Here is a 26,341-nt window from a genome sequence, read left to right on the forward strand (position 1 = left end):
CATCCGTTCACCGCATGGCGATCAGATGCATTCCCAGCGGCTGCAGTTCTGGGTGATCCCGGAGGCGAACATGCTGGACGGATAGTTGTAGACGTAACCATGTGACTGATAGGTGATTCCGGTGTCCGTCGAGCCGAAATACCCGGTGTAGCAGCTGGTCTTCCCCTGGGAGACTTCGCCGCTGCCGTGGACGTCGGCACAGGTCAGCCGGCCGTCCATCGTGCCGTCCACGTAGAGGTCGACGAAGGCGTTGGCCCATTGGCCCGCCCCGAGCGCCTTGTCGAGCTTGATCTGCGCCCAGTACTGGTTGCACGAGTTGACGTAGGTGTAGACCTTGCCGATCGCGGCGCCGTTGCTGTGGTTGACGATGTCGGCCGACCGCAGCACCCAGGCCGCGGTCGCGCAGTTGCCCGGAGCCGCGGACGCGGTGGAACCCGACAACAGCAGGCCGCCCAGCGCCACCGCGAGACAGAGCCAGACATGCAGGATTCTCTTCATGGGTAGAGTCCTTCCGTTGCCGACATTCCGGTGTTGCACGCTTGGCGGCACCCGGTGGTTTAGCCGGTCAGGACAGGCGTTGCCCCACGAACTTCAGGACGTCCGGCAGGATCCCGCGCCAGTACTCGTCTTCGTGCTTGCCCGGGGAGAAGCTCGACACCGCCGGGTTCACCGCCTTGACCAGCTTGCGATCCGCGCCCAGGAACGGATCCGACTCGCCGCACCAGACGCCGAGGCGGTTCGCGGGCAGCTCTCCCGTGTGCAGCAACGGTTCCTCCGCGCGCCAGTTGTCCTCGCCGGAGAACACCTTGCGGCTGCGGGCATCCGGCCAGCTGACGAACAGGGCCGCGCTCGCCGTGGCGACCGCCTTCAGGTCCGAGTGGGCGCGGGCGAAGCGCAACGCGCCGAAGCCGCCCATGGAAATGCCGAACACCGCCGAAGCCGGGCTCAGGTCGCGGCCCATCAGCCAGCCGGGGACTTCTTCGGTGAGCATGCGCTGCGGGTTGTCGCCGGAACCGACGTCGACCCAGTAGTGGTCGCCGTCGAGGGCGGCGATCGCGAACGGCGGAACGCCCGCGCGCACCGCCGCCGTCAACGCCGAGGGGACGCCCAGGTCGAGGAAGGTCCGCGCGCGGGCGCCGCGGCCGTGCAGGGCCAGGCACACCGGCAGCCCCGACGACGGGACGCCTTCGGGGGTGATCAGGACCAGGTCGACGTCGGTGCCGCGGGCCACCGAGTGCATGCGCTGGACCGTCACCGGGTCGAGCGGTGCCGTCGGGTGGGATGGCGCCGGGACCGCGGGCGGGCCGGGTGGTGGCCCGGACGGTGCCGTCGAGCAGCCCGCCAGCAGCGCGAGTGCGCTGCCGGCGAGCAGGCCGCGGCGGGAGAGCACGGGTCAGCCCCGGCTCTCCTCCTCCGCCAATTCGTCGTCGTCCTCGGTTTCGCGAGGCGCCTTGTACGGGTCGGGCTCGCCCGCGTGCTGGGCTCCCGCCGAGCGGCGCGCGACCTCCGCGTCGGCCTCGCGGGCCTTCGCGAGGAGGTCCTCGATCCGCTTCGACTCCTCGGGGATGGTGTCCGCGACGAACGTCAGCGTCGGCGTGTAGCGGACCCCGGTGCCCTGCCCGACCTTCGTGCGGAGCATCCCGCGCGCCGATTCGAGTGCGGCGGCGGCGCCGGCGAAGTCCGGGGGGACGTCCAGCTTCTCGCCGAGCACCGTGTAGTACACCGTGGCGTCGTGCAGGTCGCCGGTGACCTTCGTGTCCGTGATGGTCACGTAGTCCAGCCGGGTGTCCTTGACCTCGTGCTCGATCGCGGACGCCACGATCTGCGAGATCCGCTTGGCGAGCTTGCGAGCCCGAGCAGGATCAGCCATGTCTTTCTCCTAGTCTTCTGGACCGAGCAGCCGGCGGCGTGCGGTGAGCAGCTCGAACTCCGGCCGGCTGGCCACGTACCGCTCACACGAGTCGAGCACGTCACGGACGTGCTCGCCACCTTCGGCGACCACGGCCACCCCGATGAGGGTCCGGCGGTGCAGGTCGGTGTGCCCGGCTTCGGCCACCGAGACGGCGAAGCGCTTGCGCACCTCCGCCAGCACCGGACGGACCACGGATCGCTTCTGCTTCAGCGAATGGACATCGCCGAGCAGGATGTCGAGCTCAAGAGCTCCGACGAACATAGGCAGTTGAGGTGGTGTCGTAGGGAATGGGGAAGCGCAGACCCCGGGTGTGCGGCCGAAACCGCACACCCGGGGAACACACGCCTTACGCGCGCGGCTTCTCGCGCTGCTCGTACGTCTCGATCAGGTCGCCGACCTTCAGGTCGCCGTACGAACCGAGCGTCAGACCGCACTCGTAGCCCTCGCGGACCTCGACCACGTCGTCCTTGAACCGCCGCAGCGAGCTGACCGGCAGGTTCTCCGCGACGACAGTGCCGTCGCGCAGCAGCCGGGCGCGCGCGTTGCGCCGGATCTCGCCGGACATGACCAGGCAACCCGCGATCGTGCCGATCTTGGAGGACTTGAAGACCTCGCGAACCTCCGCGCGGCCCAGCTCGACCTCTTCGTACTCCGGCTTGAGCATGCCCTTGAGGGCCTGCTCGATCTCGTCGATCGCCTGGTAGATGACCGTGTAGTACCGGACATCGACGCCCTCGCGGGTGGCCCGCTCGGTCGCCTTGCCCTGGGCGCGGACGTTGAACCCGAGGACGATCGCGTCGGACGCGGTCGCCAGGTCGATGTCCGACTCGGTCACGCCACCGACACCGCGGTGGACCACGTTCAGCTCGACCTCGTCGCCGACGTCCAGCTGGAGCAGCGAGGCTTCGAGGGCCTCGACGGTACCCGAGTTGTCACCCTTGATGATCAGGTTGAGGCTGTTCGTCTCCTTCAAGGCGGAGTCGAGGTCCTCGAGGCTGACCCGCTTGCGGCGCGACGCGTTGAGCGCGTTGCGCGTACGAGCGGCACGGCGCTCGGCGATCTGCCGGGCGACGCGGTCCTCGTCGACCACCAGGAAGGTGTCGCCCGCACCCGGCACCGAGGTGAACCCGATGACCTGGACGGGACGCGACGGCAGCGCCTCGGTGACGTCGACGTTGTGCTCGTCGACCATCCGGCGGACGCGGCCGTAGGCGTCACCCGCCACGACCGAGTCGCCGACGCGCAGCGTGCCGCGCTGGACCAGGACGGTGGCCACCGGGCCGCGGCCGCGGTCGAGGTGTGCCTCGATCGCGACACCCTGGGCCTCCATGTCCGGGTTGGCCCGGAGGTCCAGAGCGGCGTCGGCGGTCAGCAGGATCGCCTCGAGCAGGCCGTCGATGTTGATGTTCTGCCGCGCGGAGATCTCGACGAACATCGTGTCGCCGCCGTACTCCTCGGCGACCAGGCCGTACTCGGTCAGCTGCTGCCGGATCTTGTCCGGGTTCGCGCCTTCCTTGTCGATCTTGTTGATCGCGACCACGATCGGGGCCTTGGCGGCCTGCGCGTGGTTGATCGCCTCGACCGTCTGCGGCATCACACCGTCGTCGGCCGCCACCACGATCACCGCGATGTCGGTCGAGTTCGCACCACGGGCACGCATGGCGGTGAACGCCTCGTGGCCCGGGGTGTCGATGAAGGTGATCAGGCGCGGGTTGCCTTCGAGCTCGGTCTCGATCTGGTACGCACCGATGTGCTGCGTGATGCCGCCGGCCTCGCTCTCGCGGACCTTCGTCTTCCGGATCGTGTCGAGCAGGCGGGTCTTACCGTGGTCGACGTGACCCATGATGGTCACGACCGGCGGCCTGACCTGCAGATCCTCTTCGCCACCGGCGTCGTCGCCGTAGGTGATGTCGAAGGTCTCCAGCAGCTCGCGGTCCTCTTCCTCCGGCGAGACGACCTGAACCGTGTAGTTCATTTCGCCGCCGAGCAGCTCGAGGATGTCGTCCGACACGGACTGCGTCGCGGTGACCATCTCGCCGAGGTGGAAGAGCACCTGCACCAGCGAAGCCGGGTTGGCGTCGATCTTCTCGGCGAAGTCGGTCAGCGAAGCACCCCGCGGCAGCCGGATCGTCTCGCCCTGCCCCTTGGGCAAGCGGACGCCGCCGACGCTGGGCGCCTGCATGTTGTCCATGTACTCCTGGCGCTTCTGCCGCTTCGACTTGCGGCCCTTGCGCGAGGGACCACCCGGGCGCCCGAAGGCACCCGCGGTGCCGCCACGGCCACCGGGGCCACCACGGCCACCGCCGCCGCCACGGAAACCGCCGCCACCGCCGGCCGGGGCACCGGTGCCGCCACCCGGGCGGAAACCGCCGCCACCGCCACCGCCGCCGCCACCGGGACCGCCGCGGAAGCCACCGCCGCCGCCACCGCCACCGGGACCGCCGCGGAAACCGCCGCCACCGCCACCGGGACCGCCACGGGCGCCGCCACCAGGGCCGCCACGGGCGCCGCCACCGGGACCACCGCGGGCGCCGCCACCGGGACCGGCGGGACGCTGCGTGCGGCCCGGCATCATGCCGGGGTTCGGCCGCGGGGGCATGTTGCCCGGGCTCGGCCGGTTGCCACCGGCGCCACCGCCGGGCCGCGGGGCCGGACGGTCACCGCCGCCACCGGTCCCACCGGGACGCGGCGGGCGGTTGTCGCCGCCCTGGCCGCCACCCGGGCGCGGGCCCTGCGGACGCGGCGGGGCGCCGGAACCGACGCCGAACGGGTTGTTGCCGACCCGCGGGGTGCGCGGACCGGGCTTCGGACCGCCGGGCTTGGGGCCCTGCGGCTTCGGCGGGACGACCGAACCGGTGTTGCCCGAAGGCGCGGCCGGGGTCTCCTGCTTGGGTGCGGCGGGCGCCGCTGGGGTCTGCCCACCGGCAGCGGCCGGGACCTGCTCCTGGGGAGCGGGCGCGGCCGGCTGCTGACGCGGGCCGGGCCGCGGGCCGGGACCCGTGGGACGGCCGCCCTGTGCGGCGGCCGGCTTCGAAGCCGGTGCCTGCTGCTGCGGGGCCGCCGCGGGGGCGGCCTTCGCGGCGGGCGCCTGCTGCTGCGGCGCGGACGACGCGGGCTTGGGCGCGGGAGCGCCCGGCTTGGCGGCCGGGGGCCCGGGGCGCGCCGCCGGGCCGGGGGTCGGAGTGGGCTTCTTGGCGCCCTTGGGGGCGTACGCGTCGCGGAGACGGCGGGCGACGGGCGCCTCGACCGTGGACGACGCGGACTTCACGAACTCGCCCTGTTCCTTCAACTTGGCGAGAACGTCCTTGCTGGTGATGCCGAGCTCCTTAGCGAGCTCGTGTACGCGGGCCTTGCCTGGCACAGCTCTCCTCATCTAGGGGAGGCCAGGCGGGAACCCGCTGACCTCGTCCTTATTGTCTCGCGTTCATGGCTTCAGCTTCACGGCTGACTCATGACGGGTCGACCTGCTTCCTTGGTTCCTCGCGAAGCCGGGTACGTCCCGGCTTCGTGGTGCGAAGTGGTGCGCCCGACGTGGTCGTGAACCTCACGGACGTCGAGCGCCCCGGGAGCCCGCAAGGCTCTCGGGAAGGCTCGCCGCCGTTCGGCCTTGGCCAGGCAGTCCGGATCGGGGTGCAGCCATGCTCCCCGGCCCGGCAGCCTCCGACGCTCGTCGACGACCACCCGCCCGGCCACCGCGACCACGCGCAGCAGCTCACCGATCAATGCCCGCCGCTTGCAGCCGACACAAGTCCGCACCGGAGGATTCCGGTGGGGCTGGTGCTCGGCTACCCGCCGCGGGCGTTGAACCACTCCTGAGTCTAGCGCTTCGACCTTCACTCAGCCGAACCGGTTGTCGCGGCGGGCCGCGATGGACGTGCGTGGTCTTGATCACCCTCGTCGTCCGCCGGTGCGGCGTCGCTGCGGATGTCGATCCGCCAGCCGGTCAGGCGGGCGGCGAGACGGGCGTTCTGGCCCTCCTTGCCGATCGCCAGCGACAGCTGGAAGTCCGGCACCACGACGCGGGCGGTCTTCGCCCGCTCGTCCACGACTCGTACCGAAACAACCTTCGCCGGCGACAGGGCATTCCCCACGAACCGGGCCGGGTCCTCGGAGTAGTCGATGATGTCGATCTTCTCGCCGGCCAGCTCGCTCATCACGTTGCGCACGCGCGCGCCGACCGGGCCGATGCAGGCGCCCTTGGCGTTCACGCCCGCCACGGTGGACTTCACGGCGATCTTCGTGCGGTGCCCCGGCTCGCGCGCGATGGCGGCGATTTCGACCGTCCCGTCGGCGATCTCCGGGACCTCCAGCGCGAACAGCTTGCGCACCAGGTTGGGGTGCGAGCGCGAGAGCGTGATCTGCGGGCCGCGGTTGCCGCGCGACACGGTGACCACGTAGGCCTTGATCCGGCTGCCGTGCTCGTACGACTCGCCGGCCACCTGCTCCGCCGACGGCAGCACGCCCTCGGTGTCACCCACCTGGACCACGACCATGCCGCGGGCGTTGGCGCGGGCGTCGCGCTGGATCACGCCGGCGACGATCTCGCCCTCCTTGGTGGAGAACTCGCCGAAGGTCTTCTCGTGCTCGGCGTCGCGCAGCCGCTGCAGGATGACCTGGCGCGCGGTGGTGGCGGCGATCCGGCCGAAGCCCTCGGGGGTGTCGTCCCACTCCTCGTCGGTCTCGCCGTCGTGGGTCAGCGTGCGCGCGAGCACGCGCACCAGGCCGGTCTTGCGGTCGATGTCGATGCGGGCGTGCGGCTGGTGCCCCTCGGTGTGCTTGTACGCGGTGAGCAAGGCCGTCTCGATGGCCTCTATCACCGTTTCGAAGGGGATGTCCTTGTCCCGTTCGATCGCCCGTAGCGCGTCGATGTCGACGTTCACTTCGACCCCTTCTCCGTCTCGGCGGCGATCATGCCGGACGCGTCGTCTTCGAGCAGTTTCAGGTCCTCGGCGGGCGGCTGCTTGAACTCGATCTCCACGACCGCCTTCGCCACGCCGGCGTAGCGGACGTCGCGGATCTTGCCGCCTTCGAGGACGCGGGCGGCGTCCGCGCCCGCGTGACCGACCCGGCCGATGAAGGCCGCGCCTTCGGCCGGCGTGACCTTCACCAGGCGGAAGCGCGCGCGACGCCAGTGCCGCCGCTCGGTGAGCGGGCGGTCGAGGCCCGGCGAGGTGACCTCGAGCGTGTAGGCGCTCGCGAGCACGTGCTCGTTCTCGTCGAGCACCGCCGCGACCTTGCGGCTGACGGCGGCGACCTCGTCCAGCCCGACACCGTCGTCGGAGTCGACGACGACCTTGACCAGCTGCCGCCGGCCGGCCTGCTGTACCTCGAACGAGTCGAGGTCGAAACCCGCGGCGGTGACGGCTTCGGCCACTATCGGCTGAAGCCGGCTGGCGAGTTCTCCTGGCACGTGGGGCTCTCCTCGGTCGAGGTTCGGGTCGGTGGTGGACCAGCTTATCCGGTCGCCCGGTGACCCCGCGCGAGCGGCGGGCGTGCCCGGGGGCCTGGCAGGATGGGCCGACGTGACCGGAAGACCGACCGACCTGACCCGTCGTGCCGCCCTCCGCGCGGGGGCGCTGGCCGTGCTGGCCGTCCCCCTGGCCGCGTGCGGGCCCGGCTACGACGAGAGCCCCGACCCGCTGCAGCCCCTGCTGGCCGCCGCCGAGGCGGACGCCGCCGCCGCGCGGGCACTGGCCAAGGGCGACGACGCCGACGCCGCCGGCCAGCTCGCCGACGCGCGCGCGGCCCACGCGGCCGCACTGAAGTCCGAAGTGGACCGGCTGAACCGGCCGAAACCGCCGGCGTCCCCGACGCCCCCGGCGCCGGCCGGCCTGGGCGACCTGAAGGAGCGGCTGGCGACCGCCCGCAAGCAGGCCGAAGACCTCGTCGGCGGGCTGCCGCGCTACCGCGCCGGGCTCGTCGCGGCGGTGGCGGCGGGCTGCGGTGCGCTCCAGCGCACCGCCCCGGCGCTGGGCCCCGGCGAGGACGCCCCGGCGCCCGCCGGGACCACCGCGGCCGTACCCGCGGAGGCGGTGGACCCGCTGCAGACCGCGCTCGCCGCCGAGCACGCCGCCGTCTGGGTGTACGGGCTGGTCAGCGCGTTCCTGCCGGGCGACTTCGGCGACGCCGAGAAGGCCGGAGCCGCGGAGCACGCGGTGCGCCGCGACCTGCTGCAGACGATGCTGTCCGCGTCCGGGGCGACGCCTGTCGCGCCCGAAGCGGCGTACGTGCCGAAGAAGCCGGTGACGGACGCGAAGTCGGCGTCGCTGGTGGTCGCGACGGCCGAGGCCGACTGCGCGTCGGCGTGGCTGGCGGTGGTGAACCACACCGACGACGGGGCCCTGCGCACGACGGCGCTGCACGCCTTGGTGGCGGCTTCGCGGCGCGGGACGCCGTGGCGGTCGGAGGCGGGCGAGAAGCCGGTCGCGATCGCGATGCCCGGCCAGGCGAGCTAAGCCTCCCGACTGCCATGAAGGGCACCCTGATGGTCTTAACGCCCATGAGGGTGCTCTTCATGGCAGTCCAGGGTGCCGGGGTCAGCCCTTCAGGTCGGCCGAGAGGCGCAGGGCGTCGTCCGCGATCTTCTTGATCAGCGCCTTGTCCTTGTGCTTGGCGTAGAAGTCGGCCAGCACGATCGTCGTGTTCGTGCCGTCCACCTTCGACGAGAACGCCGCGTCGGAGCCGCTCACGCTCGGGACGCCGGAGCCGGCGAACGTCTTGTCCCTCACCAGGTCCGTGACGTTGCCGGTGTTGTCCTGCTCGGTCAGCGTCTTGAGCGCCTTCGCCTGCGTCGAGTCCGGCATCCCGACCAGCACCACCGACACCAGCGCCTTCGCGCCGCCCGACTCCGTCGTGTAGAGCGCGCGGACCAGCGACTGGCACTCGTTGTCCTGGAAGAAGTCGTGCGTCTTGCCGTACGACTTCGAGGCGCACTCGTTGGACTTCGACGGCCCGGCGACCAGCGTGAACTGGTACTGCCCGGTGTTCTGGGCCGGTGGCTGCGCGACCGGCTCGTCCGGCCCCGAGTCGTGCCGGATCAAGAACCAGAGCAGCCCGGAGACGACGGCGATCGCGACCAGCCCGGCGCCCCTGAGCAACAGGGACCGGGTGTCACGCGCCGGCGGTCCCGGCGCGGGCGGGCGGGGCTGCGGGGGCACCGCGCCCAGCGGGGCCGTGTCGGACGGGCCTGGGGTGAAATGCGCACCAACCACGAGGCCATACGGTAGTTCACCGTCTCCGGCGCGTTCACTCGAATGCGGGTAAGACGCGTTCGACGTCGTCAGCGGTGTTGTAGAGGTGGAATCCGACCCGCACCCGGCCGCCGCGGACGCTCGAGACGATCCCGGCCGCCGCGACCCGCTCCGGATCGGCGTCGAGCGCGACGATCGCGGTGCCGCGCGGGGGCAGTCCGAGCTTCTCGAGCAGCTGGTCGGCCAGGCCGGCGTTGTGCGCCTCGACCTGCGCGAGGTCGAGGCCGCCGAGGTACTCCAGCGCGGCCGCCGCGCCGACCTGGGCGAGCCAGACCGGCGAGAGGTCGAACGCGCGGGCGTCGCCGGCCAGGCGCAGCGGGAGGCCGTAGACCGTGGCCCACGGGTCCTCCCCCGCGTACCAGTTCGCCGCGACCGGCCGGGTGCGCTCGTGCGCGTCCGGGCGCACGGCGAGCCACGCGCAGCCGCGCGGGGACAGCAGCCACTTGTAGCCCGCCGCGACCACCCAGTCCGCCCACGCGACGTCCAGGGGCAGCCAGCCCACGGCCTGGGTGGCGTCGAGCAGCACCGCGGCCCCGGCGGCTCCGGCGGCCGCCCGCAGCGCGGGGAGGTCCGCGATCCGGCCGTCGGCGGACTGGACGACGCTCACCGCGACGACGTCGTGGCCCTCGACCCGCTCGGGCAGCAGCGCCAGCGGGACCTCGGTCACCGTGACGCCGGGGTTGGCCGCGAACGGGAAGGTCACGCTGGTGAAGTCACCCTCGGCGGCGAGCACGCGGGTGCCGGCGGGCAGCGCGGCGGCGACGTTCGCGACCAGCTGCGAGGCCGACGCGCCGATCGCGACGCGCCCGGGTTCGACGCCGAGCAGGCGCGCGAACCCGGCCCGGGACCGGTCGACGTACTGGTCGAACTCCCCCGGCCGGGCCGCGCCGGTGCGCCACCGTTCGACCGACTCGGCCACCGCGGCGGCCACCGGGGCCGGCGGGATGCCGATGCTGGGCGTGTTCAGGTATCCGGGCGGGACGGCGAAGTCGGTTCCGAAGGCACGCATGCCTCCGAGCCAAGCAGACCGGCGCGAGACAGTTCACCCCTTACAGCAGCGCGGTGACGTCGGCGTAGCCCGGCGGGCTCAGCGGCAGGTCACCGCCGTCGCGGACGGCCAGCGCCGTCTCGGCCGCCGCCTGCAGGGCCATGCGGTACGGGAGCGAGCCGAGGCTGACCCGCGCGACACCCAGCTCCGCCAGCCCGGCGAAGGTGACCTTGCCGGGCAGGAACAGCAGGTTGACCGGGAGCCCGAGGCCGACGATCCGCTCGACGTCCGCCGGGTCGGCCAGACCGGGCACGAAGACGCCGTCGGCGCCGGCCGCCGCATAGGCCTTCGCGCGATTTTCGGCGCTTTCGATCGCGTGGTCGCCGGACCAGTGGGTGTCGGTGCGGGCGTTGAGGAACAGGCCCGGGACGCGGTCCTTCACCGCGGCGACCAGGGCGGACTGGACCTCGACCGGGGCGAGTTCGCCGCCGGCCCGGCCGTCTTCGAGGTTGACACCGACGGCACCGGCGTCGGCGAGTTCCGCGGCGAGGTCGGCGACGGCGGCGGGATCGGCGCTGAAGCCGTCGGCGATGTCGACGCTGACCAGGACGTCGAGCCGGGCCAGGCGGCGGGTCAGGGCGACGGTGGCGTCCCGTGTCGAGGGGGCACCGTCGGGCTCACCGGTCGCCGCGGACACGCCGAGGCTGGTGGTGCCGAGGGCGCGGAACCCCTGCGCGGCGAGGAAGGCGCCGACGCCGAACTCCCACGCGTTCGGCAGCAGCAGCGGGGTGCCGGGGAGGTGGAGGGCACGGAATTCGTCCATGACCCGAACCTAGAAGCGGGACGCTTCGGCGGGCGCCGAACGGACGCCGTCACGGCCACAGCAACGGCGCGGCGTGCCACACCGCCCAGCCGACGAGGGCGAACCACGCGGCGATCCACACGAACGCGGGGACTCCGGTGAACCGGGCGAGCAGGGCGGCGTCGTCCTGCCGGCCGCGGAAGCCGGCGCGGAACCGGTTGAGGACGAGCACGCGGAGTCCGCCGATCTCACTGGTCAGCAGCAGCCAAGCCTCGGCGTACGCGACGCCGTTCCGCAGCCAGTCCGGCGCCCAGCGCACGGCCGAGTACGCGATCCCCCCGATGACGACGACCGAGGCCAAGGTGAGCAGGTCCCGGGCGAACAGCGCGATGAACACCATCGCCGCGGTGGTCAGGCCGAGCACGGCGGGGACGAGCCCGCGGTGCAGCAGCGCCGCGGCCCCCAGCCCGGCCAGCGGCGGCATCGCGTAACCGGCGGCGGCGGTCAGGACCCCGGCGAAGGGCGACGGGTTCCACTGCTCGGTGAAGCCGGACTCCGAGCCGGTGATCCCGATGCGGACGACGCCGCCTCCGGTCAGCAGGCTCATCAGCGCGTGGCCGCCTTCGTGGACCAGGGTGCCCAGGACGTTGGCCCCGGTCAGGAGGCTCCGGGTGCCGGTGGCCGGCACGGCGAACGAGGGCGTCGCCACGGCGGCGGCCACCAGCGCGGTGATCCCGACCAGCTCCCACCCCGGCGCGGGGACAGTCTCGTTGAGCACGGCGAACACGCCGATGAGTGTCCCGTCCGGGGAGGCGTCCGGACACCACGCGAGAGCCAGTTGTCCAGGAGCTGTCCACAGACGCGCCCCGCGGAACTACGCCGAGGCGGGGGTGTGCTCCGCGTCGTAGGCGTCCCGGGCCTCCTGGACCGCCGTCATGTGCTGCCTCGCCCACTGGTCCAGCACCTCCAGCGGCTCGGACAGGTTGCGGCCCAGCGTCGTCAGCTCGTACTCGACCTTCGGCGGGATCACCGCGTACGCCGTGCGGGTCAGGATCCCGTCGCGGACCAGGCTGCGCAGCGTCTGGGTCAGGACCTTCTGCGAAATCCCGTCCACCCGGTGCCCGATCTCGGTGAACCGCAGCGGGCCGTCCCGCAGGGCGCCGACGATCAGCACCGTCCACTGGTCGCCGATGCGGTCGAGCAGCTGGCGGGTCGGGCAGTTGCGGTCGTACGGGTTCGACAGCACGGCGCGTCTCCTTACTTTCCCCGGGAGAGTAACACGCCGTTCAGGCAGTGGCGGCCATCAACGTCGTGAACAGGATGCGCAGGTGCCGGCGGCCGCGCTCCCAGCGGGCCTCCAGCTCCTCCTGGTCCCGCGTCGCCCAGCTCGCGATGAGGATGCCGCGCACCACGTCCATCGCCGTGTACACCGCGTGCAGGAACTCGTGGTGCGCCGCGTGCTCCGGCAGCAGCGCCTTGCCGAACTCGACCAGGCTGGACGTCGCGATCGGCTCGACCACCGCCATCTGCCCGCGCAGCTCCGGGTCCGTGCGGGAGGCGACCCACAGCTCGACCGTCGCCGAGAACACCGGCCCCTGGTGCATCTCCCACATCAGCTGCAGCGCGTCGCCGACCGGGTCGCTGGACGCGCGGAGGCGATCGAGCTCGGCCATCGCGACTTCGGTGCGCTTCTCCGCCAGGTGCCGGATCGCCGAGGTCACCAGGTCGGCCTTCGTCGGGAAGTGGTGCACCTGCGCGCCGCGCGTGACGCCGGCGCGGTCGGCCACCCGCGTGGTCGTCGTGCCCGCGTAGCCGTATTCGACGAGGCAGTCGATCGTCGCGTCGAGCAGCCGGACGCGCATCGCCGCGCTGCGTTCCTCCTGGGTGCGGCCGGTCGGTCCCCGTCGTGGCGCTGACATGCGCCCACTTTATGGGGCCGCGGGCACCCCGGCCGCGTCGACCAGCCCGGCGACCACCTGCCCGATGAAGCGGCCGAGGAACCGGCGGTAGAACCAGCCGGTGCCGGGGATCTTCGCGGTGAACGTCGAGTGCCAGTGGATCTCCGTGCCGCCGTCCACCGGGGACAGGTCGACGTAGGCGACGTAGTCCCGCAGCGGCAGGCCGTGGTCCAGCGCGTAGCCGAACCGGCGGCCGGGCTCGAGCGCGACGATCTTCTCGTACGAGCGGATGCCGCCGGTGCGGAACAGGCGGATGGCGCCGAGGCCTTCGGGTTCACCCTCGCCCTCGCGGACCAGCTCGAACGACCCCAGGGGCGACCAGCGGGGCCAGCTCGCGCCGTCCCGCAGCAACGCGTACACCGTGTCGGCGTCCGCGGCCGTCACCCCGCGGACCGAAATTCTCTGTACCATTTGGTACGTGTACCATTTGGTACATGATCGACGCAAGCCCGCGCGCGAAGCTCCTCGACGCGGCGATCGACCACATCGCCCACCACGGCGGCGCGGACCGGAGCCTGCGGGCGCTGGCCACCGGGCTCGGCACCAGCCACCGCATGCTGATCTACCACTTCGGCTCCAAGGAAGGCCTGCTCACGGCGGTGGCGCGGGAGGTCGAGGCCCGGCAGCGGGCGGCGCTGGCCGACCTCGACCCGGCGGAGTTCTGGCGCCGGCTGACCGCGGACGACCTGCGGGCCAACGAAAAGCTCTTCTTCCAGCTCTACGGCCAGGCCCTCGGCGGCACCCCGGGGACCACCGAGTTCCTCGACGGCGTCATCCAGGACTGGCTCGGCCCGATCGAGGCATTGCTGGCGGAACGCGGCGTCCCCGAAGCCGACCGGCCCGCCCACGCCCGGCTCGGCCTCGCCGTCACGCGCGGCCTGCTGCTCGACCTCGTCACGACCGGCGACCGCGACGCCGTGCACGCCGCGATGGCGCAGTTCCTGGCGATGTCCGAACGGACCACGTGATACTGGCGAAATGCGTCTGCTACAGGGGTTTCTGGCCGCACTGATCACCACGACCGCGACGGCCGGATCGCTGGGCACCGGCTCGGCCTGCTGCTCGGCGGCACGGACGGGCAGCTGTTCGACCCCGCGCTGCCGCGGCTGGGCGACACGCTGACGTTCGACCTCGCGCGGACGTCGGTCACCGTCGGCCTTACAAAGCCCGAACGCTAGGCGGACGCCCTCCGAACACCCGCCCGAGAAGGTTCTCCTCGTACCCCCGAACGGATACGAGGAGACACGATGCGAGGAACCACCTGGACGCGGCTGGCGCTGGCGGGCTGCGGGAGCGCGGCCTGCCTGCTGGTGGCGGCGCCGCTGGCCTCGGCGCAGACGACGTCGCCGGCGCCGGTCGCGCCGATCACGCTCAGCCCCGAGGAGTCGCAGCAGGTCTGCGGCGACTGGGTGCCGAAGCTGCAGAAGCGCGCCGACAACCTGGAGAAGCGGATCAACGGCGGTCCCGAGGTCGCCGGTTCGGTCGCCAACCTGAAGGCCCGCGCCCAGGACCAGCGCACGGCCGGGCACGAGGACCGCGCCAAGAAGCTCGACGACCGCGCCACCAAGCGCCAAGGCAAGGTCGGCGAGCTGACCACGGCGAAGCAGAAGCTGGACGCCTTCGCGTCGGCGCACTGCAAGCCCGCGGCCCCGGCGCCGACCAAGTGAGGGCGGCGAGGATCGCGGCGGCGGTCGGGGCCGCCGCGCTCATCGCGCTCGGCTGCTCGGCCTGCCGCGACAACCTGATGGGATCACCGGACTCCGGCTCATCCCCGGCGTCGTCCGAGCTGAGCGGGATCGAGTCGACACTCAACGGCGTGGAGTCCGACATGAACAGCGATGGCTCACCCTGACCGGCTAGCGTCTTCCCGTCAGTGACGGCGGAGACGGGAGCAGGCATGGGGTCACCGGGGCGCGGCCTCGTCCTCGTGGTCGAGGACGAGGCCGCGATCGCCGAACTGGCGGCGCTCTACCTCAAGCGCGACGGCTTCGGCGTGCACGTCGAGGCCGACGGCGGCCGGGCGCTGGACGCCGTCCGGCGGCTCAAGCCGGTGGCGATCGTGCTCGACATCGGACTGTCCGGAATTGACGGTATCGAGATCTGCAAGGCGCTGCGCGCGGCCGGCGACTGGACGCCGGTGCTGTTCGTCACCGCCCGCGACGACGAGCTGGACCGCTTGCTGGGCCTGGAAATCGGCGCCGACGACTACCTGACCAAGCCGTTCAGCCCGCGCGAGCTGGCCGCCCGGGTCCGGACCGTGCTGCGGCGCGCGTCGGGGGCGACGCCGGCCGCATCGGCGTTGACCGTCGGTGGCGCGCGCGTCGACCTCACGAGCCGCCGTGCCTGGGCGGGAGACGTCGAGGTTTCCCTGACGTCCACCGAGTTCGACCTCCTCACGCACCTGCTCCGGCACCCGGGGCAGGTGCTTTCGCGCGACCAGCTGCTGAGCGCCGTCTGGGGGTACGCCGCCGCGGCGGGCACGCGCACGGTGGACGTCCACGTGGCGCAGCTGCGGGCGAAACTGGGCGCGTCGAGTCCGATCAGGACGGTGCGCGGCATCGGCTACGCGGCGGACCCGGCATGAGGTACCGCGGCACCCTCGCCGGGCGGATCACGCTGGTGTGCCTCGCGGTCGCGGGCGTGGCGGTGATCGTGGCCGGGCTCGTCGCGGCCCGGCTGATCCGGACCACGGCGGACAACGTGCTGCAGTCGTCGCTGGCCGCGCAGGCCGACGTCGTCGCGTCGCAGCTCGACGAGACCGGCATCGGGAACCGGCTCGGCGTGGGCAAGGCGGCCGACGTCGTGCGCGGGCAGGGCATCTCCGTGGTGGTCCGGCGCGCGGGCGGCCAGGCGGCCGGGGACGCGGTCGCCGTGCAGGCGGCGAACAAGGCGGGGCTCGCCGCCCGGCATTCGACGCGGGTGACGGTCGCGGGCGCGCAGTACCTGGTCGAGACGCGGGTGATCGGCACGCGCGGGGCGGCGTTCGCGCTCGTCCTGCCCGCGCGCAGCGCCGAAGCGACGCAACGCGCGCTGGTGCGCAACATCGCGCTGGCGCTGGGCATCGGACTGCTGGTCGCGGCGCTCGCGGGTTGGATTTCGGGCCGGCTGCTGGGCCGTCCCCTGCGACGGGCCGCTCTTGCCGCGGGATCGCTGCGGGCCGGACGACGGGACGTCCGGGTGCCGGTGCAGGGGCCGCGCGAGGTGGCGGAGGTGGCCGGGTCGCTGAACTCGCTGGCCGACGCGCTGGCGGTGAGCGAAGCGCGGCAACGGGACTTCCTGCTGTCGGTGTCGCACGAGCTGCGGACGCCCCTGACCGCCGTGACCGGGTTCGCCGAGGCGATCGCGGACGGCGTCGCATCCGGTGACGACGCTGTGCGCGCGGGCCAGACGATCCAGCGGGAGGCGGTGCGGCTGGAGCGGCTGGTGACGGACCTCCTGGAACTGGCCCGGCTGGGCGCGGACGAGTTCCGGCTGGACCTGGCCTCGGTGGATCTGGCCGCTTTGGTCCGCGACTGCGCCGAGGTCTGGCAGCTGCGGTGCGCGCGGGAGGACGTGCGGCTGTCCGTTTCGGCGCCCGCTTCCCCGGTCCCGGTCGTGGCGGACGCGCGGCGGCTGCGTCAGGTGGTGGACGGGCTGGCGGAGAACGCGCTGCGGGTGACGCCGGGTGGCGCGCCGATGGTGTTCGCGCTGTCGGTGTCCGGTTCGGGTGTTTCGCTGTCGGTGCGCGACGGCGGTCCGGGCCTGGCGCCGGAGGACTACGCGGTGGCGTTCGAGCGCGGGGTGCTGAACGCGCGTTACCGCGACCGCCGTCCGGTCGGGTCGGGCATCGGGCTGGCCCTGGTCCACGGGTTGGTCACTCGAATGGGTGGAACTTTGACGGCGGGCCCGGCCCCGGAAGGTGGCGCGGCGTTCACGATCACGTTCCCACTGGCGGCGTCGGACCACACGGTTCCGCTCCCCCTGGGCTGAGCTGGGCCGCGCGGTCCGTCACGTCCATCAGGGCCCAGTGCTCCACGACCCGGCCGTCGCGGACGCGGATCATGTCCATGCTGGTCACGGCGTAGCTGCGGCCGGTCGAGAGCTGCGTGCCCGAGCTCGTGTAGCGGTTGACCGAGAATTCGCCGTCGGCGACGTTCTGCTCGACCCGCACGCCCACGTCGCGAAAGTCGGCGAAGAACTCGCCGTCGAGCATGGCCTCCCACTTCGCGCGCCAGGCGTCGATGCCGTGGTGGTCGCCGCCCGCGCCGCCGCGGTGGTCGACCACCTGCGGGTCGATGTAGCGCAGGCCTTCGGCGACGCTCTCCGCGGTGAACGGCGTCAACGCGATCAGGCGGCGGTGGACCTCGGCGGCGTCCATGCTCACTCCTTAAGTGGGGACTTCCCCGGTTAGTGTTCGGCTACGCTAACCGGGGATATCCCCACTTGGCAAGGGAGCAGTATGACCGCACGGGCCCGCAGGTCGGACGCGCGGGACAACCAGGCCCTCGTGCTCGCCGCGGCGAAGGAGGTCTTCGCCGCGGACGGCCCGGACGCGCCGCTCGACCGCATCGCCCGTCGCGCCGGCGTCGGCAACGCGACCCTGTACCGGCACTTCCCGAACCGGCGCGAGCTGGTCGTCGCGGTGTACGCCGACGAAGTCGCGGAGCTGCGAAGCCGCGCCGACCTCGACGCCGACAACCCCGGCGAAGCACTCTTCGCCTGGCTGGGACTGTTCGTCGAGCACGTGCGGACCAAGCGGGCCCTCGCGCTCTCGCTGGCCGACCCCGCGGGTGAGCACGAGAGCCTGTTCGCGGGCTGGCACGCGGCGATGAACACGACCGCCGCCGCCCTGCTCGACCGCGCGCGGACCGTCGGCGCCGTGGCCGCCGACGTCACCGAACTGGACCTTCTCCTGCTCGCCACCGGCATCGCGCTGGCCGGCGGCGAGCCCGGCCGGCTGCTCGCCCTGGTCCGCCGCGGCGCGTCGGCTCGCTGAACGCAGATCTCGCGTGATCAGGGGCGGATCTCGCGTGATTGGGCGCGTGTCTCGCGTGATTGGGGAGCGATCTCGCGTGATTGGGAGGGCATCTCGCGTGATTGGAGGGGCATCACGTGTGATTGGAGGGTCGACTCGCGTGCCTGGAGCGTCGGCTCGCGGGCCTGGAGGGTCGGCTTGCGTGCCTGGAGCGTCGGCTCGCATGCCTGGAGGGTCGGCTCGTTAGGGTCGGGCCATGGAGATGCTGCACCTGCGCTACTTCGTCGCGGTCGCCGAGGAACTGAATTTCTCCGCCGCCGCGCGGAAGCTGCACATGGCCGCGTCGCCGCTTTCCCAGCGGATCAAGGACCTCGAACACGAGCTCGGGCAGCAGCTGTTCGACCGCAGCACCCACCACGTCACGCTCACCTCCGCCGGGACCGCGCTGCTGCCGCTCGCGCGCGACGTTCTCGAGCAGGTCAGTGCGATTCCCTGGAAAATCCGGGACGCGACCCGGCCGCAGCGCAGCACCGTCTTCCTCGGCATGCCCGCCGGCGTGCACCCCGAACTGCGGGACCGCGTCAACGCCCTCGCCGAGCGGGTCAAAGCGCACTACGAACTCAAACGCTGGCCCGGGACTACCGCCGACCTCGTCCAGGGCGTGCACGAAGGGAAGCTCGCGCTCACCCTCGCCCGGCTGCCGGTCACCGATCCGGCGCTGGAGCAGCTGCCCGTGATGTCGGAACGGCTCGGCGCGGTCGTCCCGGCCGACCTCTTCGCCGGCCGGGACTCGGTGAGCCTCGCCGAGCTCACCGAATTCCCGTACGTCGCCTCACCCGGGGAAATCACGCCGGCCTACTTCGACCAGCTCGACCACCAATTGAACGAACTCGGCATCAAGAAACGCATCAGGCTGACCAACACCGGTTACGGCGGGACGTCGGAAATCATTTCCAGCGGTGAGGCCTTTTCCATTTCCATGCTCGACGACAAGAGCCCGATGCACGGCTACCGGCTCGACAACGTCACCGTCCTTCCGTTCACCGACTTCCGCCCCCAGCTGGACACCGGCCTGCTCTGGCGCCGCGACCGCACCGACGGCGACCTGCGGGAACTCCTCGAAGCCGCGAAAGACGTCTTCAAAGATCCGATCGACACCTGAAGGAATGGTGTGACCACCGCGGTCATACCATTGTGCGTATCATGATCATTCCCTTTCGCGCCACCCGCGCCTACGTTCGTAAGTAGAGCGAAACAGCAAGGCGCGAAAGGACGAACGATGACGGACACCAGCACCGCGACCGGCCCGCTGGACGGCGTGCGCGTGATCGACCTCTCGACCGTGGTGATGGGCCCGTACGCGGCCCAGATCCTCGGCGACCTGGGCGCCGACGTGATCAAGATCGAGTCCCCCGCGGACACCGTGCGGGTGGGCCAGTACCGCACCACGCCGGGCATGACCCCGCTGAACCTCAACGTCAACCGCAACAAGCGCAGCGTGGCCCTCAACCTCAAGGACGAGACCGAGCGCGAGCAGGCGCTGAAGCTGATCGACACGGCCGACGTGCTGATCACCAACATGCGTCCCGGCGCGCTGGCCCGGCTCGGCCTGAACTACGCCGACGTCGCCGAGCGCAACCCGCGCCTGGTCTACGCCCACGCACAGGGCTTCCGCAGCGACTCCGCCCAGGCCGGGAACGCCGCCTACGACGAGACCGTGCAGGCCTCCTCCGGCCTGGTCGACGTCGCCAACCGGGCGCTGGGCGAGCCGGTCTACCTGCCGACGATCATCGGCGACAAGGTGTCGTCGCTGACCATCGCCTACAGCGTGCTCGCCGCGCTGGTGCACCGCGACCGGACCGGCCAGGGCCAGCAGATCGAGATCCCGATGACGGACACGCTGCTCGCGTTCAACCTGGTCGAGCACCTCGCCGGGCACACCTACGAGCCGGCCGAGGGCCCCACCGGCTTCGCGCTGTCGATGACGAAGGGCCACGCCGCGGTCCGCACGAAGGACGGCCTCGCCTGCGTGATCCCCTACAACCCGAAGAACTTCCGCGACTTCTTCGCCGCGGCCGGGCGCCCGGACCTCGCCGAGGACCCGCGCGTGAACGGCGAAGCCATCGACCGCGCCGACAACGAATGGCTGACCGGGCAGATCGCGGCGTGCGCCCCGGCGCTGACCACCGAGGAGTGGGCCGAGGTCTGCGCGAAGCACAGCATCCCGATGGCGCCGGTGCTCGAACTGGACCGCGCGCACGAAGACGGCTACGTCCGCGACGGCCACCTGCTCGACACCGTCGAGCACCCGAGCGAGGGCGCCATCCGCACGGTCGGCATCCCGGTGAAGTTCTCCGCGACGCCCGGCTCGATCCGCCGCCTGGCCCCGCTGGCCGGCCAGGACACCGCCGAAGTCCTCGCCGAGCTGGTCTGAACCACCGGCACTTTCACGTGAAAGTGCCGGTTAGGAAGTGAAGTCATGAGCACCACCGAAGTACGCACCGAACGGGTCGGCAGCACCCTGCTGATCACGATCGACCGGCCCCAGGCCCGCAACGCGGTCAACGCCGCCGTCGCGGCCGGACTGGCCGCCGCCCTGGACGAGCTGGAGAACGACCCCACGCTCCGGGCGGGCGTCCTCACCGGCGCCGAGAACACCTTCAGCGCCGGCATGGACCTCAAGGCTGCGCTGAAGGGCGAGTCACCGGAGATCCCGGGACGCGGGTTCGGCGGCCTGACCGAGGCCGAGCTGTCCAAGCCGCTGATCGCCGCCGTCGAAGGGTTCGCCATGGGCGGCGGGTTCGAGCTGGCCCTGGGCTGCGACCTCATCGTCGCCGGTGAAGACGCGAAGTTCGGCCTCCCCGAAGTCAAGCGGGGCCTGATCGCCGCGGGTGGCGGCGTGATCCGGCTGCCGAAGCGGATCCCGCACCACCTGGCGATGGAGTTCCTGCTGACCGGCGAGCCCGTCACCGGCCGTCGTGCCGGCGAGCTGGGCCTGGTCAACCGCGTGACGCCGAACGGCGACGCCGCCGCCGTCGCGCTGCAGCTGGCCGAGAAGCTGGCGGAGAACGCGCCGCTCGCGCTGGCCGCCGTGAAGAAGATCGTGCGTGCCGCGGATCCCGCGACCGCGCAGCGCGAAGAAATCAAGAAGCTGATGCAGTCCGCCGACGTCCGCGAGGGCATGACCGCCTTCGCCGAGCGCCGCGCTCCGAAGTGGACCGGTGAGTGACATGAAGATCGACGAAGTCCGCAGGCACGTGACCACTCCCCTGACCGCCCCGGCGTTCGCGCCCGTGGTCCCGAGGTTCACCGACCGCGAATACCTGAACATCGTCTACCGCACCGACGCCGACGCCCTGCGCGCCGTCGTGCCGGAGCCGCTGCGGGTCGAGGAACCGTTGGTGCGCTTCGAGGTCATGAAGATGGGCGACGTCTCCGGCTACGGCCCGTACACCGAGTCCGGCCAGGCGATCGAGGTCAGCTTCGACGGCGAGCGCGGCGAGTACCTGCACGCGATGTACCTCGACAACTTCCCGGCCACGGCGTCCGGGCGCGAGGTGAGCGCGTACCCGAAGACCGTCGGCAGCCCGAGTCTGTACGTCGACAACGGTGTCCTGGTGGGCACTTTGGACTACGGGACGCTCCGGGTGGCGACGGCGACCATGGGCTACAAGCACCACGAACTCGACGCTCGCGAGGCCGAACGCCAGATCACGGTCCCGACGTTCATGCTCAAGACGATCCCGGGCTACGACGGCACCCCGCGTGTGCAGGAGCTGGTCCGCACCGAGATCACCGACGTCGTCGTCAAGGAGGCCTACACCGGCCCCGCGCGACTGCAGCTGTTCCAGCACGTCCTGGCCCCGCTGGCCGACCTGCCCGTGCTGGAGGTCGTCTCCGCGAGCCACATCCGCACCGACCTGACGCTCGCCCCGGTCAAGCCGGTCTTCGACTACTTGAAGGGAGCCCGGTCATGAAGTTCCGCAACGCAGCGGTGATCGGCGCGGGCACCATCGGCCTGTCCTGGACGGCGCTGTTCGCCCACCACGGCCTGACCGTCCGGGTCAGCGACCCGCGGCCCGACCTCGCCGAGGCCATCGCCGACGCACTCGAGACGTTCGCCCCGCACCTCGGCACGACCGCCGCCGAGCTGGCCACCCGGATCCACATCGCCGCCGACGTCACTGAATCAGTGAAAGTGGCGGATGTGGTGCAGGAGAACGGACCCGAGAACGTCGAGTTCAAAAAGGACCTGTTCGCGAAGCTCGTCGAGGAGGCTCCGGAGCACGCGCTGCTGCTGAGCTCGTCGAGCGCCATCCCCTCGACGGCGTTCACCGGTGAGATCGACGGCAGCCGGGTCCTCATCGGACACCCGTTCAACCCGCCGCACCTGATCCCGCTGGTCGAGGTCGTCCCCGGCGAGCGCACGAGCGAGGAGTCCGTGCAAGCGGCCGTCGACTTCTACACCTTCCTCGGCCGGACGCCGGTCGTGGAGCGCAAGGAGATCCCCGGGTTCGTCGGCAACCGGCTGCAGAACGCGCTCAGCCGCGAGGCGATCTACCTCGTCGAGCAAGGCGTCGTGACGCCGGAAGAACTGGACGCCGTGATCACGAACTCGCTCGGCATCCGCTGGGCCACGGTCGGGCCGTTCCTCGGCTCGCACCTCGGTGGCGGCCCCGGCGGGTACCGGCACATGGCCGAGCACATCGGCAAGTCCATGAAGAAGATGTGGGCCGGGCTGGGCACTCCCAGCCAGAGCCCCGAAGAGCAGGAACGGCTGATCGAAGCCGTCGAAAAGGCTTACGGCTCCTCCACGTACTCGGAACTGGCCGAGACGCGCGACCGCAAGCAGCTCGCAGTGTTGACCGCAGTGGAGGAGAACTGACATGGAACCGATCGAGGACCAGCTGACCGCCGACTTCTACGACTTCGAGGCGCTGCTGCCGGACGACGAGCGCAAGCTGCTCGTCCGGGCGCGCGAGTTCATGACCACCGACGTCAAGCCGCTGGTGAACGAGAACTGGGAAGCCGGGACCTTCCCGGAGGAACTGATCGGGATGTTCCGCGAGAGCGGTCTCGCCGGCCTGCCCTACGAAGGCTACGGCGAGCACAAGCCCGCGGTCAGCCACCTGCTCACCGGCATGATGGCGATGGAGATGAGCCGCACCGACGCGTCCGTCGCGACGTTCTTCGGTGTCCACAACGGACTCGCGATGTACTCGATCTACAGCGGCGGCAGCCAGGAACAGCGCGACCGCTGGCTCCCGGAGATGGCCGCGATGGACAAGATCGGCGCGTTCGCGATGACCGAGCCGCTCGGCGGGTCCGATGTGGCCGGTGGCATGCGCACCACCGCCAAGCGGGACGGCGACACCTGGATCCTCGACGGCGCCAAGAAGTGGATCGGCAACGCGACCTTCGCCGACTACGTCGTGGTGTGGGCGCGGGACGTGGATGACAACCACGTCAAGGGTTTCGTCGTCGAGAAGGGCACGCCTGGGTTCGTGCCGGAGAAGATCCAGGGCAAGACCGCGTTCCGGATCGTCGAGAACGCCGAGATCACCCTGACCGGCGTCCGCGTGCCGGAGGCGAACCGCCTGCAGGGCATCAACGGCTTCCGCGACGTCGCCGAGATCCTGCGCGCCACCCGCGGCGGCGTCGCGTGGCAGGCGCTCGGTGTGATGATCGGCGCCTACGAAGCCGCGCTGGCCTACGCCCAGGAGCGCAAGCAGTTCGGCCGGCCGATCGCCCGCTTCCAGCTGGTGCAGGACCTGCTCGTGAAGAGCCTCGGCAACATCACCGCGTCGTGGGGCATGCTCGTGCAGCTCGCCCGGCTGCAGGACGCCGGGATCTTCAAGGACGAGCACTCGTCGCTGGCCAAGGCGTTCGTCACCTCGCGGATGCGTGAGGTCGTCGCGTGGAGCCGGGAGATCTTCGGTGGCAACGGGATTGTGCTCGGCTACGACGTCGCGCGGTTCTTCGCCGACGCCGAAGCGATCTACTCGTTCGAGGGCACGCGCGAGATGAACACCCTGATCGTCGGGAAGGCGATCACGGGACAGTCCGCGTTCGTCTGAGCACTCAGTTGACGCAGCCGGCGGCCGTCGAGGTCGCCGGCTGCTTGCTGTTCGACGTGGCGGTCGTGGTCGCCGCCACCGGCTTCACGCCGCCACCGGTGTCGTCGCCCGAGGCCTGCACCGCGGGCGTGCTGATCGCCGTCCGGATGAACTGCTGGACCTGCGCCGGGTCGACCTTCACCGCGTCGCCGTCGGACGGCGTGGACAGCGAGAGGCTCTGCACCGGGATCGTGGCGAACGCGATCGCCCCCGAGCTCATCCCGCGCAGCTGCTGCGCGAAGCTCAGCACGTCCCAGCCCTTGTCCAGCACCACGGCCCCCTGGACCGCGCTGACCAGCGCGTTCAACTTCGAGACGTCGGTGAACGTGCCCGCGCTCAACACCTTCTTCGCCATCCCGGACAGGAACGCCTGCTGCCGCGCGATCCGGTCGAGGTCGCCGTTGGCCAGGCCGTGGCGCTGCCGGACGAACGCGAGCGCCTGCGCGCCGGAGAGCGTCTGCGGGCCGGCCGGGAAGTCCGCGCCGGAGTAGCTGTCGTGCACCGGCGCCTTGAGGCAGACCTCGACGCCGCCGACAGCCTGCGACAGCGCGTCGAAGCCGGCGAGGTTGATGGCCGCGTAGTGGTTGATCGTCAGCCCGGTGAACTTCTCGACCGTCTGGATCGCGGTCTTCGCGCCGGCCTCGTTCGCCGCCACCTCCAGCTGTGCGCCGGACAGGCCCTGGGTGCGCAACCCGGACATCGCGGCGTTCTTGCCGCGGCTGTACGCCGAGTTGATCTTGTGCTTGCCGTACCCTCCCGCAATGTCCACATAGGAGTCACGCGGGATCGAGATCGCCGTCGCCGCGGCGCCGCCGGCCGGGATGTGGACCACGATCATCGTGTCGGTGGTGTCGCCGCCGGTGTCCCCGCTTCCGGCGTGCAGCGCGTCGAGCACGTTCTGCGGCAACGGGTTGCCGTACGCGTCGGTGCGCGCGTCGATCCCGACGAGGAGGATGTTCTGGGCGACCTTCAGGGGTTCCCCTGGCGGTGTGCTGTCTTCGTCCACCTGCGCCGCGGGCGGGATGACGTCGGCGGTGACGAGGCCGTCGTCCAGCTTGCTCAGCTGCGACCAGGCGTACCCGGTGGCACCGAGCACCAGCGTCGACACGACGCCGAGCGCGACCCGCACGCCGATGCGACGCCCCCGGGACGACAGCAGCACGACACTTCCCCTTGCTTCCCTGTGGTGAACCTCCGACCCCGCCTTCGAGGATCACCGGGTTAGCTGGGAATCAGCTGAGAAACTTGTTGAAAGCTCGTGACGCTGCCCGATCGGCCGAGCCGAATCCAGCTGATCGGCCGATTTCGCGACGGAAAGTACCGGCGCGCGCACGAAAACGTGCTGTGGCGGTGGCCACAACCGGGCGGCTAGTGTCGCGCGTTGCAAGTTGTTCGACGCTGGAACGGGTGCGCCCGCTGAAGCTCCGGCGACGGTTCCGCCGTCAGGGTCGCGTCACGGCAGGGGCTCTCGGTGCTCGTCGATGGAGGATTCCGGCCACCCGGCGTCCCGAATCCTCCATCGGCACCTCGTGGCCATGCCCCCAGTCGGACGATTCCGCCCGGGCAGCGCGCTGCCGGACCCCGGTCAACGAAACTCAGACGCGCGACACTAGCGCGGCAGCCGGCGCCAGAGCGCGCGCGGCAGCAAGCGCATTCCGAAGAACACCGGACGGAGTACGCCGGGCACCCAGACGACCCCGCGGCGCTTGCGCAGCGCGGCGACGGTCGCGTCGGCCACCTGGTCCGGCGTGCTCGAGAACGGCGCCGGGCTCATGCCCTCGGTCATCCGCCCGATGACGAAACCGGGACGGACGAGCAGGAGGTGGACGCCGGAACCCGGCAGCGCGTCGGCGAGGCCGCTCGCGAAGCCGTCGAGTCCGGCCTTCGCCGAGCCGTAGACGTAGTTGGCGCGCCGCACGCGAACGCCGGCGACGGACGAGAACACGACGAGGCTGCCGTGGCCCTGGGCGCGGAGCAGGTTCGCGGCGTGGGTCAGCACGCCGACCTGGGCGACGTAGTCGGTGTGGACGATGGCGGTGGCGTGGGTGGCGTCTTCTTCGGCGCGTGCCTGGTCGCCGAGGATGCCGAAGGCGAGCACGACGACGTCCAGGGGCCCGTGCTCGGCGGCGACCTTCTCCAGGAAGGGGCCGTGGGCGGCGAGGTCGTCGGCGTCGAACTCGGCCGTATCGACGGTCTCGGCGCCCGCTTCGCGCAGGGTGGTCGTGGCGGCGGTGAGGTCCGCGCCCGGGCGGGCGGCCAGCACGAACCGCCGGTGGTCCCCGGCCAGGCGTTGCGCCACGGCCAGGCCGATCTCACTGCGTCCGCCGAGTACCAGCACCGTTCCGCTCACGGAGGCAGTCT

General features: G+C 71.5%; 31 protein-coding genes. 13 read left to right on the forward strand and 18 right to left on the reverse strand.

Annotated features, from left to right (window positions below):
• Positions 1-21 precede the first annotated feature (21 nt).
• From QQ657_RS49950 to rimP, 8 genes are all read right to left on the reverse strand, one after another.
• The gene (locus tag QQ657_RS49950; RefSeq protein WP_284749495.1) at positions 22-498 is read right to left on the reverse strand and encodes a hypothetical protein; all 477 of its coding nucleotides are present in this window, start codon (positions 496-498) and stop codon (positions 22-24) included.
• A 67-nt stretch (positions 499-565) separates the two neighbouring features.
• Entirely contained in the window at positions 566-1,390 is an 825-nt protein-coding gene (locus QQ657_RS49955) for an alpha/beta hydrolase (RefSeq protein WP_284749496.1), read from the reverse strand.
• A gap of 3 nt (positions 1,391-1,393) precedes the next feature.
• A complete protein-coding gene (rbfA, locus tag QQ657_RS49960) occupies positions 1,394-1,870 on the reverse strand; it encodes a 30S ribosome-binding factor RbfA (protein ID WP_284749497.1) in 477 nt (158 codons plus the stop codon).
• 9 nt (positions 1,871-1,879) lie between these two features.
• Positions 1,880-2,173, reverse strand: coding sequence for a DUF503 domain-containing protein (locus QQ657_RS49965; protein WP_155545954.1), 294 nt, complete (start codon positions 2,171-2,173; stop codon positions 1,880-1,882).
• Between the two features lie 85 nt (positions 2,174-2,258).
• Positions 2,259-5,273, reverse strand: a complete 3,015-nt coding sequence (gene infB, locus QQ657_RS49970; protein ID WP_284749498.1) for a translation initiation factor IF-2 — start codon at positions 5,271-5,273, stop codon at positions 2,259-2,261.
• 77 nt (positions 5,274-5,350) lie between these two features.
• Positions 5,351-5,668: a YlxR family protein gene (locus QQ657_RS49975; protein ID WP_284749499.1), complete on the reverse strand. Its 318-nt coding sequence runs from the start codon at positions 5,666-5,668 to the stop codon at positions 5,351-5,353.
• Between the two features lie 77 nt (positions 5,669-5,745).
• Positions 5,746-6,792 carry a transcription termination factor NusA gene (gene nusA / locus QQ657_RS49980; RefSeq protein ID WP_284749500.1) on the reverse strand — a complete coding sequence of 349 codons (1,047 nt, stop codon included), beginning with the start codon at positions 6,790-6,792 and terminating at the stop codon, positions 5,746-5,748.
• A complete protein-coding gene (gene rimP, locus QQ657_RS49985) occupies positions 6,789-7,322 on the reverse strand; it encodes a ribosome maturation factor RimP (protein WP_284749501.1) in 534 nt (177 codons plus the stop codon). The genes nusA and rimP overlap by 4 nt, the downstream gene beginning before the upstream one ends.
• A gap of 112 nt (positions 7,323-7,434) precedes the next feature.
• On the opposite strand from rimP, the gene QQ657_RS49990 reads away from it, so the two are divergent.
• Positions 7,435-8,367, forward strand: a complete 933-nt coding sequence (locus QQ657_RS49990) for a ferritin-like domain-containing protein (protein ID WP_284749502.1) — start codon at positions 7,435-7,437, stop codon at positions 8,365-8,367.
• 81 nt (positions 8,368-8,448) lie between these two features.
• Here the strand turns inward: QQ657_RS49990 and QQ657_RS49995 are convergent, their stop codons facing one another.
• From QQ657_RS49995 to QQ657_RS50025, 7 genes are all read right to left on the reverse strand, one after another.
• Positions 8,449-9,009, reverse strand: a complete 561-nt coding sequence (locus QQ657_RS49995; protein ID WP_284749503.1) for a hypothetical protein — start codon at positions 9,007-9,009, stop codon at positions 8,449-8,451.
• Between the two features lie 148 nt (positions 9,010-9,157).
• Positions 9,158-10,171 carry an aminotransferase class V-fold PLP-dependent enzyme gene (locus QQ657_RS50000; RefSeq protein ID WP_284749504.1) on the reverse strand — a complete coding sequence of 338 codons (1,014 nt, stop codon included), beginning with the start codon at positions 10,169-10,171 and terminating at the stop codon, positions 9,158-9,160.
• Between the two features lie 40 nt (positions 10,172-10,211).
• Positions 10,212-10,973 (reverse strand): isocitrate lyase/PEP mutase family protein, encoded by a 762-nt coding sequence (locus tag QQ657_RS50005; RefSeq protein WP_284749505.1) that lies wholly within the window; start codon positions 10,971-10,973, stop codon positions 10,212-10,214.
• 49 nt (positions 10,974-11,022) lie between these two features.
• A complete protein-coding gene (locus QQ657_RS50010) occupies positions 11,023-11,739 on the reverse strand; it encodes a M50 family metallopeptidase (RefSeq protein ID WP_284749506.1) in 717 nt (238 codons plus the stop codon).
• A gap of 87 nt (positions 11,740-11,826) precedes the next feature.
• On the reverse strand, positions 11,827-12,198 hold the full coding sequence (locus tag QQ657_RS50015; RefSeq protein WP_155545946.1) for a winged helix-turn-helix transcriptional regulator: 372 nt from the start codon (positions 12,196-12,198) through the stop codon (positions 11,827-11,829).
• A 40-nt stretch (positions 12,199-12,238) separates the two neighbouring features.
• Positions 12,239-12,814 (reverse strand): TetR/AcrR family transcriptional regulator, encoded by a 576-nt coding sequence (locus QQ657_RS50020; RefSeq protein WP_350310768.1) that lies wholly within the window; start codon positions 12,812-12,814, stop codon positions 12,239-12,241.
• A 66-nt stretch (positions 12,815-12,880) separates the two neighbouring features.
• A complete protein-coding gene (locus QQ657_RS50025) occupies positions 12,881-13,321 on the reverse strand; it encodes an SRPBCC family protein (protein ID WP_284749508.1) in 441 nt (146 codons plus the stop codon).
• 23 nt (positions 13,322-13,344) lie between these two features.
• Here QQ657_RS50025 and QQ657_RS50030 point away from each other — a divergent pair, with 23 nt between their 5' ends.
• The 5 genes from QQ657_RS50030 (at position 13,345) to QQ657_RS50050 (ending at position 16,879) form a co-directional block, all read left to right on the forward strand.
• Positions 13,345-13,878, forward strand: coding sequence for a TetR/AcrR family transcriptional regulator (locus tag QQ657_RS50030; RefSeq protein WP_284749509.1), 534 nt, complete (start codon positions 13,345-13,347; stop codon positions 13,876-13,878).
• 10 nt (positions 13,879-13,888) lie between these two features.
• Positions 13,889-14,032 carry a hypothetical protein gene (locus QQ657_RS50035; protein ID WP_284749510.1) on the forward strand — a complete coding sequence of 48 codons (144 nt, stop codon included), beginning with the start codon at positions 13,889-13,891 and terminating at the stop codon, positions 14,030-14,032.
• Between the two features lie 125 nt (positions 14,033-14,157).
• Positions 14,158-14,577, forward strand: a complete 420-nt coding sequence (locus QQ657_RS50040) for a hypothetical protein (RefSeq protein WP_284749511.1) — start codon at positions 14,158-14,160, stop codon at positions 14,575-14,577.
• 230 nt (positions 14,578-14,807) lie between these two features.
• Positions 14,808-15,494, forward strand: coding sequence for a response regulator transcription factor (locus tag QQ657_RS50045; protein WP_284749512.1), 687 nt, complete (start codon positions 14,808-14,810; stop codon positions 15,492-15,494).
• The gene (locus tag QQ657_RS50050; RefSeq protein WP_284749513.1) at positions 15,491-16,879 is read left to right on the forward strand and encodes a HAMP domain-containing sensor histidine kinase; all 1,389 of its coding nucleotides are present in this window, start codon (positions 15,491-15,493) and stop codon (positions 16,877-16,879) included. Before QQ657_RS50045 ends, QQ657_RS50050 begins: the two co-directional genes overlap by 4 nt.
• On the opposite strand, the gene QQ657_RS50055 is transcribed toward QQ657_RS50050, so the two are convergent.
• Entirely contained in the window at positions 16,827-17,267 is a 441-nt protein-coding gene (locus QQ657_RS50055; protein ID WP_284749514.1) for an ester cyclase, read from the reverse strand. The genes QQ657_RS50050 and QQ657_RS50055 overlap by 53 nt on opposite strands.
• 81 nt (positions 17,268-17,348) lie before the next feature.
• On the opposite strand from QQ657_RS50055, the gene QQ657_RS50060 reads away from it, so the two are divergent.
• The 7 genes from QQ657_RS50060 to QQ657_RS50090 all read left to right on the forward strand — a co-directional run bounded on the left by QQ657_RS50060 (position 17,349) and on the right by QQ657_RS50090 (position 23,941).
• A complete protein-coding gene (locus QQ657_RS50060; protein ID WP_284749515.1) occupies positions 17,349-17,885 on the forward strand; it encodes a TetR/AcrR family transcriptional regulator in 537 nt (178 codons plus the stop codon).
• 235 nt (positions 17,886-18,120) lie between these two features.
• A complete protein-coding gene (locus QQ657_RS50065) occupies positions 18,121-19,026 on the forward strand; it encodes a LysR family transcriptional regulator (protein WP_284749516.1) in 906 nt (301 codons plus the stop codon).
• Between the two features lie 117 nt (positions 19,027-19,143).
• Complete coding sequence (locus QQ657_RS50070) at positions 19,144-20,298, forward strand: CaiB/BaiF CoA transferase family protein (RefSeq protein ID WP_284749517.1); 1,155 nt, start codon at positions 19,144-19,146, stop codon at positions 20,296-20,298.
• A gap of 45 nt (positions 20,299-20,343) precedes the next feature.
• A complete protein-coding gene (locus tag QQ657_RS50075) occupies positions 20,344-21,093 on the forward strand; it encodes a crotonase/enoyl-CoA hydratase family protein (RefSeq protein ID WP_284749518.1) in 750 nt (249 codons plus the stop codon).
• A gap of 1 nt (position 21,094) precedes the next feature.
• On the forward strand, positions 21,095-21,841 hold the full coding sequence (locus tag QQ657_RS50080) for an acetoacetate decarboxylase (protein ID WP_284749519.1): 747 nt from the start codon (positions 21,095-21,097) through the stop codon (positions 21,839-21,841).
• Entirely contained in the window at positions 21,838-22,749 is a 912-nt protein-coding gene (locus tag QQ657_RS50085) for a 3-hydroxyacyl-CoA dehydrogenase NAD-binding domain-containing protein (protein ID WP_284749520.1), read from the forward strand. The genes QQ657_RS50080 and QQ657_RS50085 overlap by 4 nt, the downstream gene beginning before the upstream one ends.
• A gap of 1 nt (position 22,750) precedes the next feature.
• The gene (locus tag QQ657_RS50090) at positions 22,751-23,941 is read left to right on the forward strand and encodes an acyl-CoA dehydrogenase family protein (RefSeq protein WP_284749521.1); all 1,191 of its coding nucleotides are present in this window, start codon (positions 22,751-22,753) and stop codon (positions 23,939-23,941) included.
• Positions 23,942-23,945: 4 nt separating this feature from the next.
• On the opposite strand, the gene QQ657_RS50095 is transcribed toward QQ657_RS50090, so the two are convergent.
• The gene (locus QQ657_RS50095; RefSeq protein ID WP_284749522.1) at positions 23,946-25,142 is read right to left on the reverse strand and encodes an LCP family protein; all 1,197 of its coding nucleotides are present in this window, start codon (positions 25,140-25,142) and stop codon (positions 23,946-23,948) included.
• A gap of 447 nt (positions 25,143-25,589) precedes the next feature.
• Entirely contained in the window at positions 25,590-26,330 is a 741-nt protein-coding gene (gene dprE2 / locus QQ657_RS50100; protein ID WP_284749523.1) for a decaprenylphospho-beta-D-erythro-pentofuranosid-2-ulose 2-reductase, read from the reverse strand.
• Positions 26,331-26,341: the final 11 nt, after the last annotated feature.

This window comes from Amycolatopsis ponsaeliensis, from assembly GCF_030182635.1.
Classification (GTDB): Bacteria; Actinomycetota; Actinomycetes; order Mycobacteriales; family Pseudonocardiaceae; genus Amycolatopsis; species Amycolatopsis ponsaeliensis.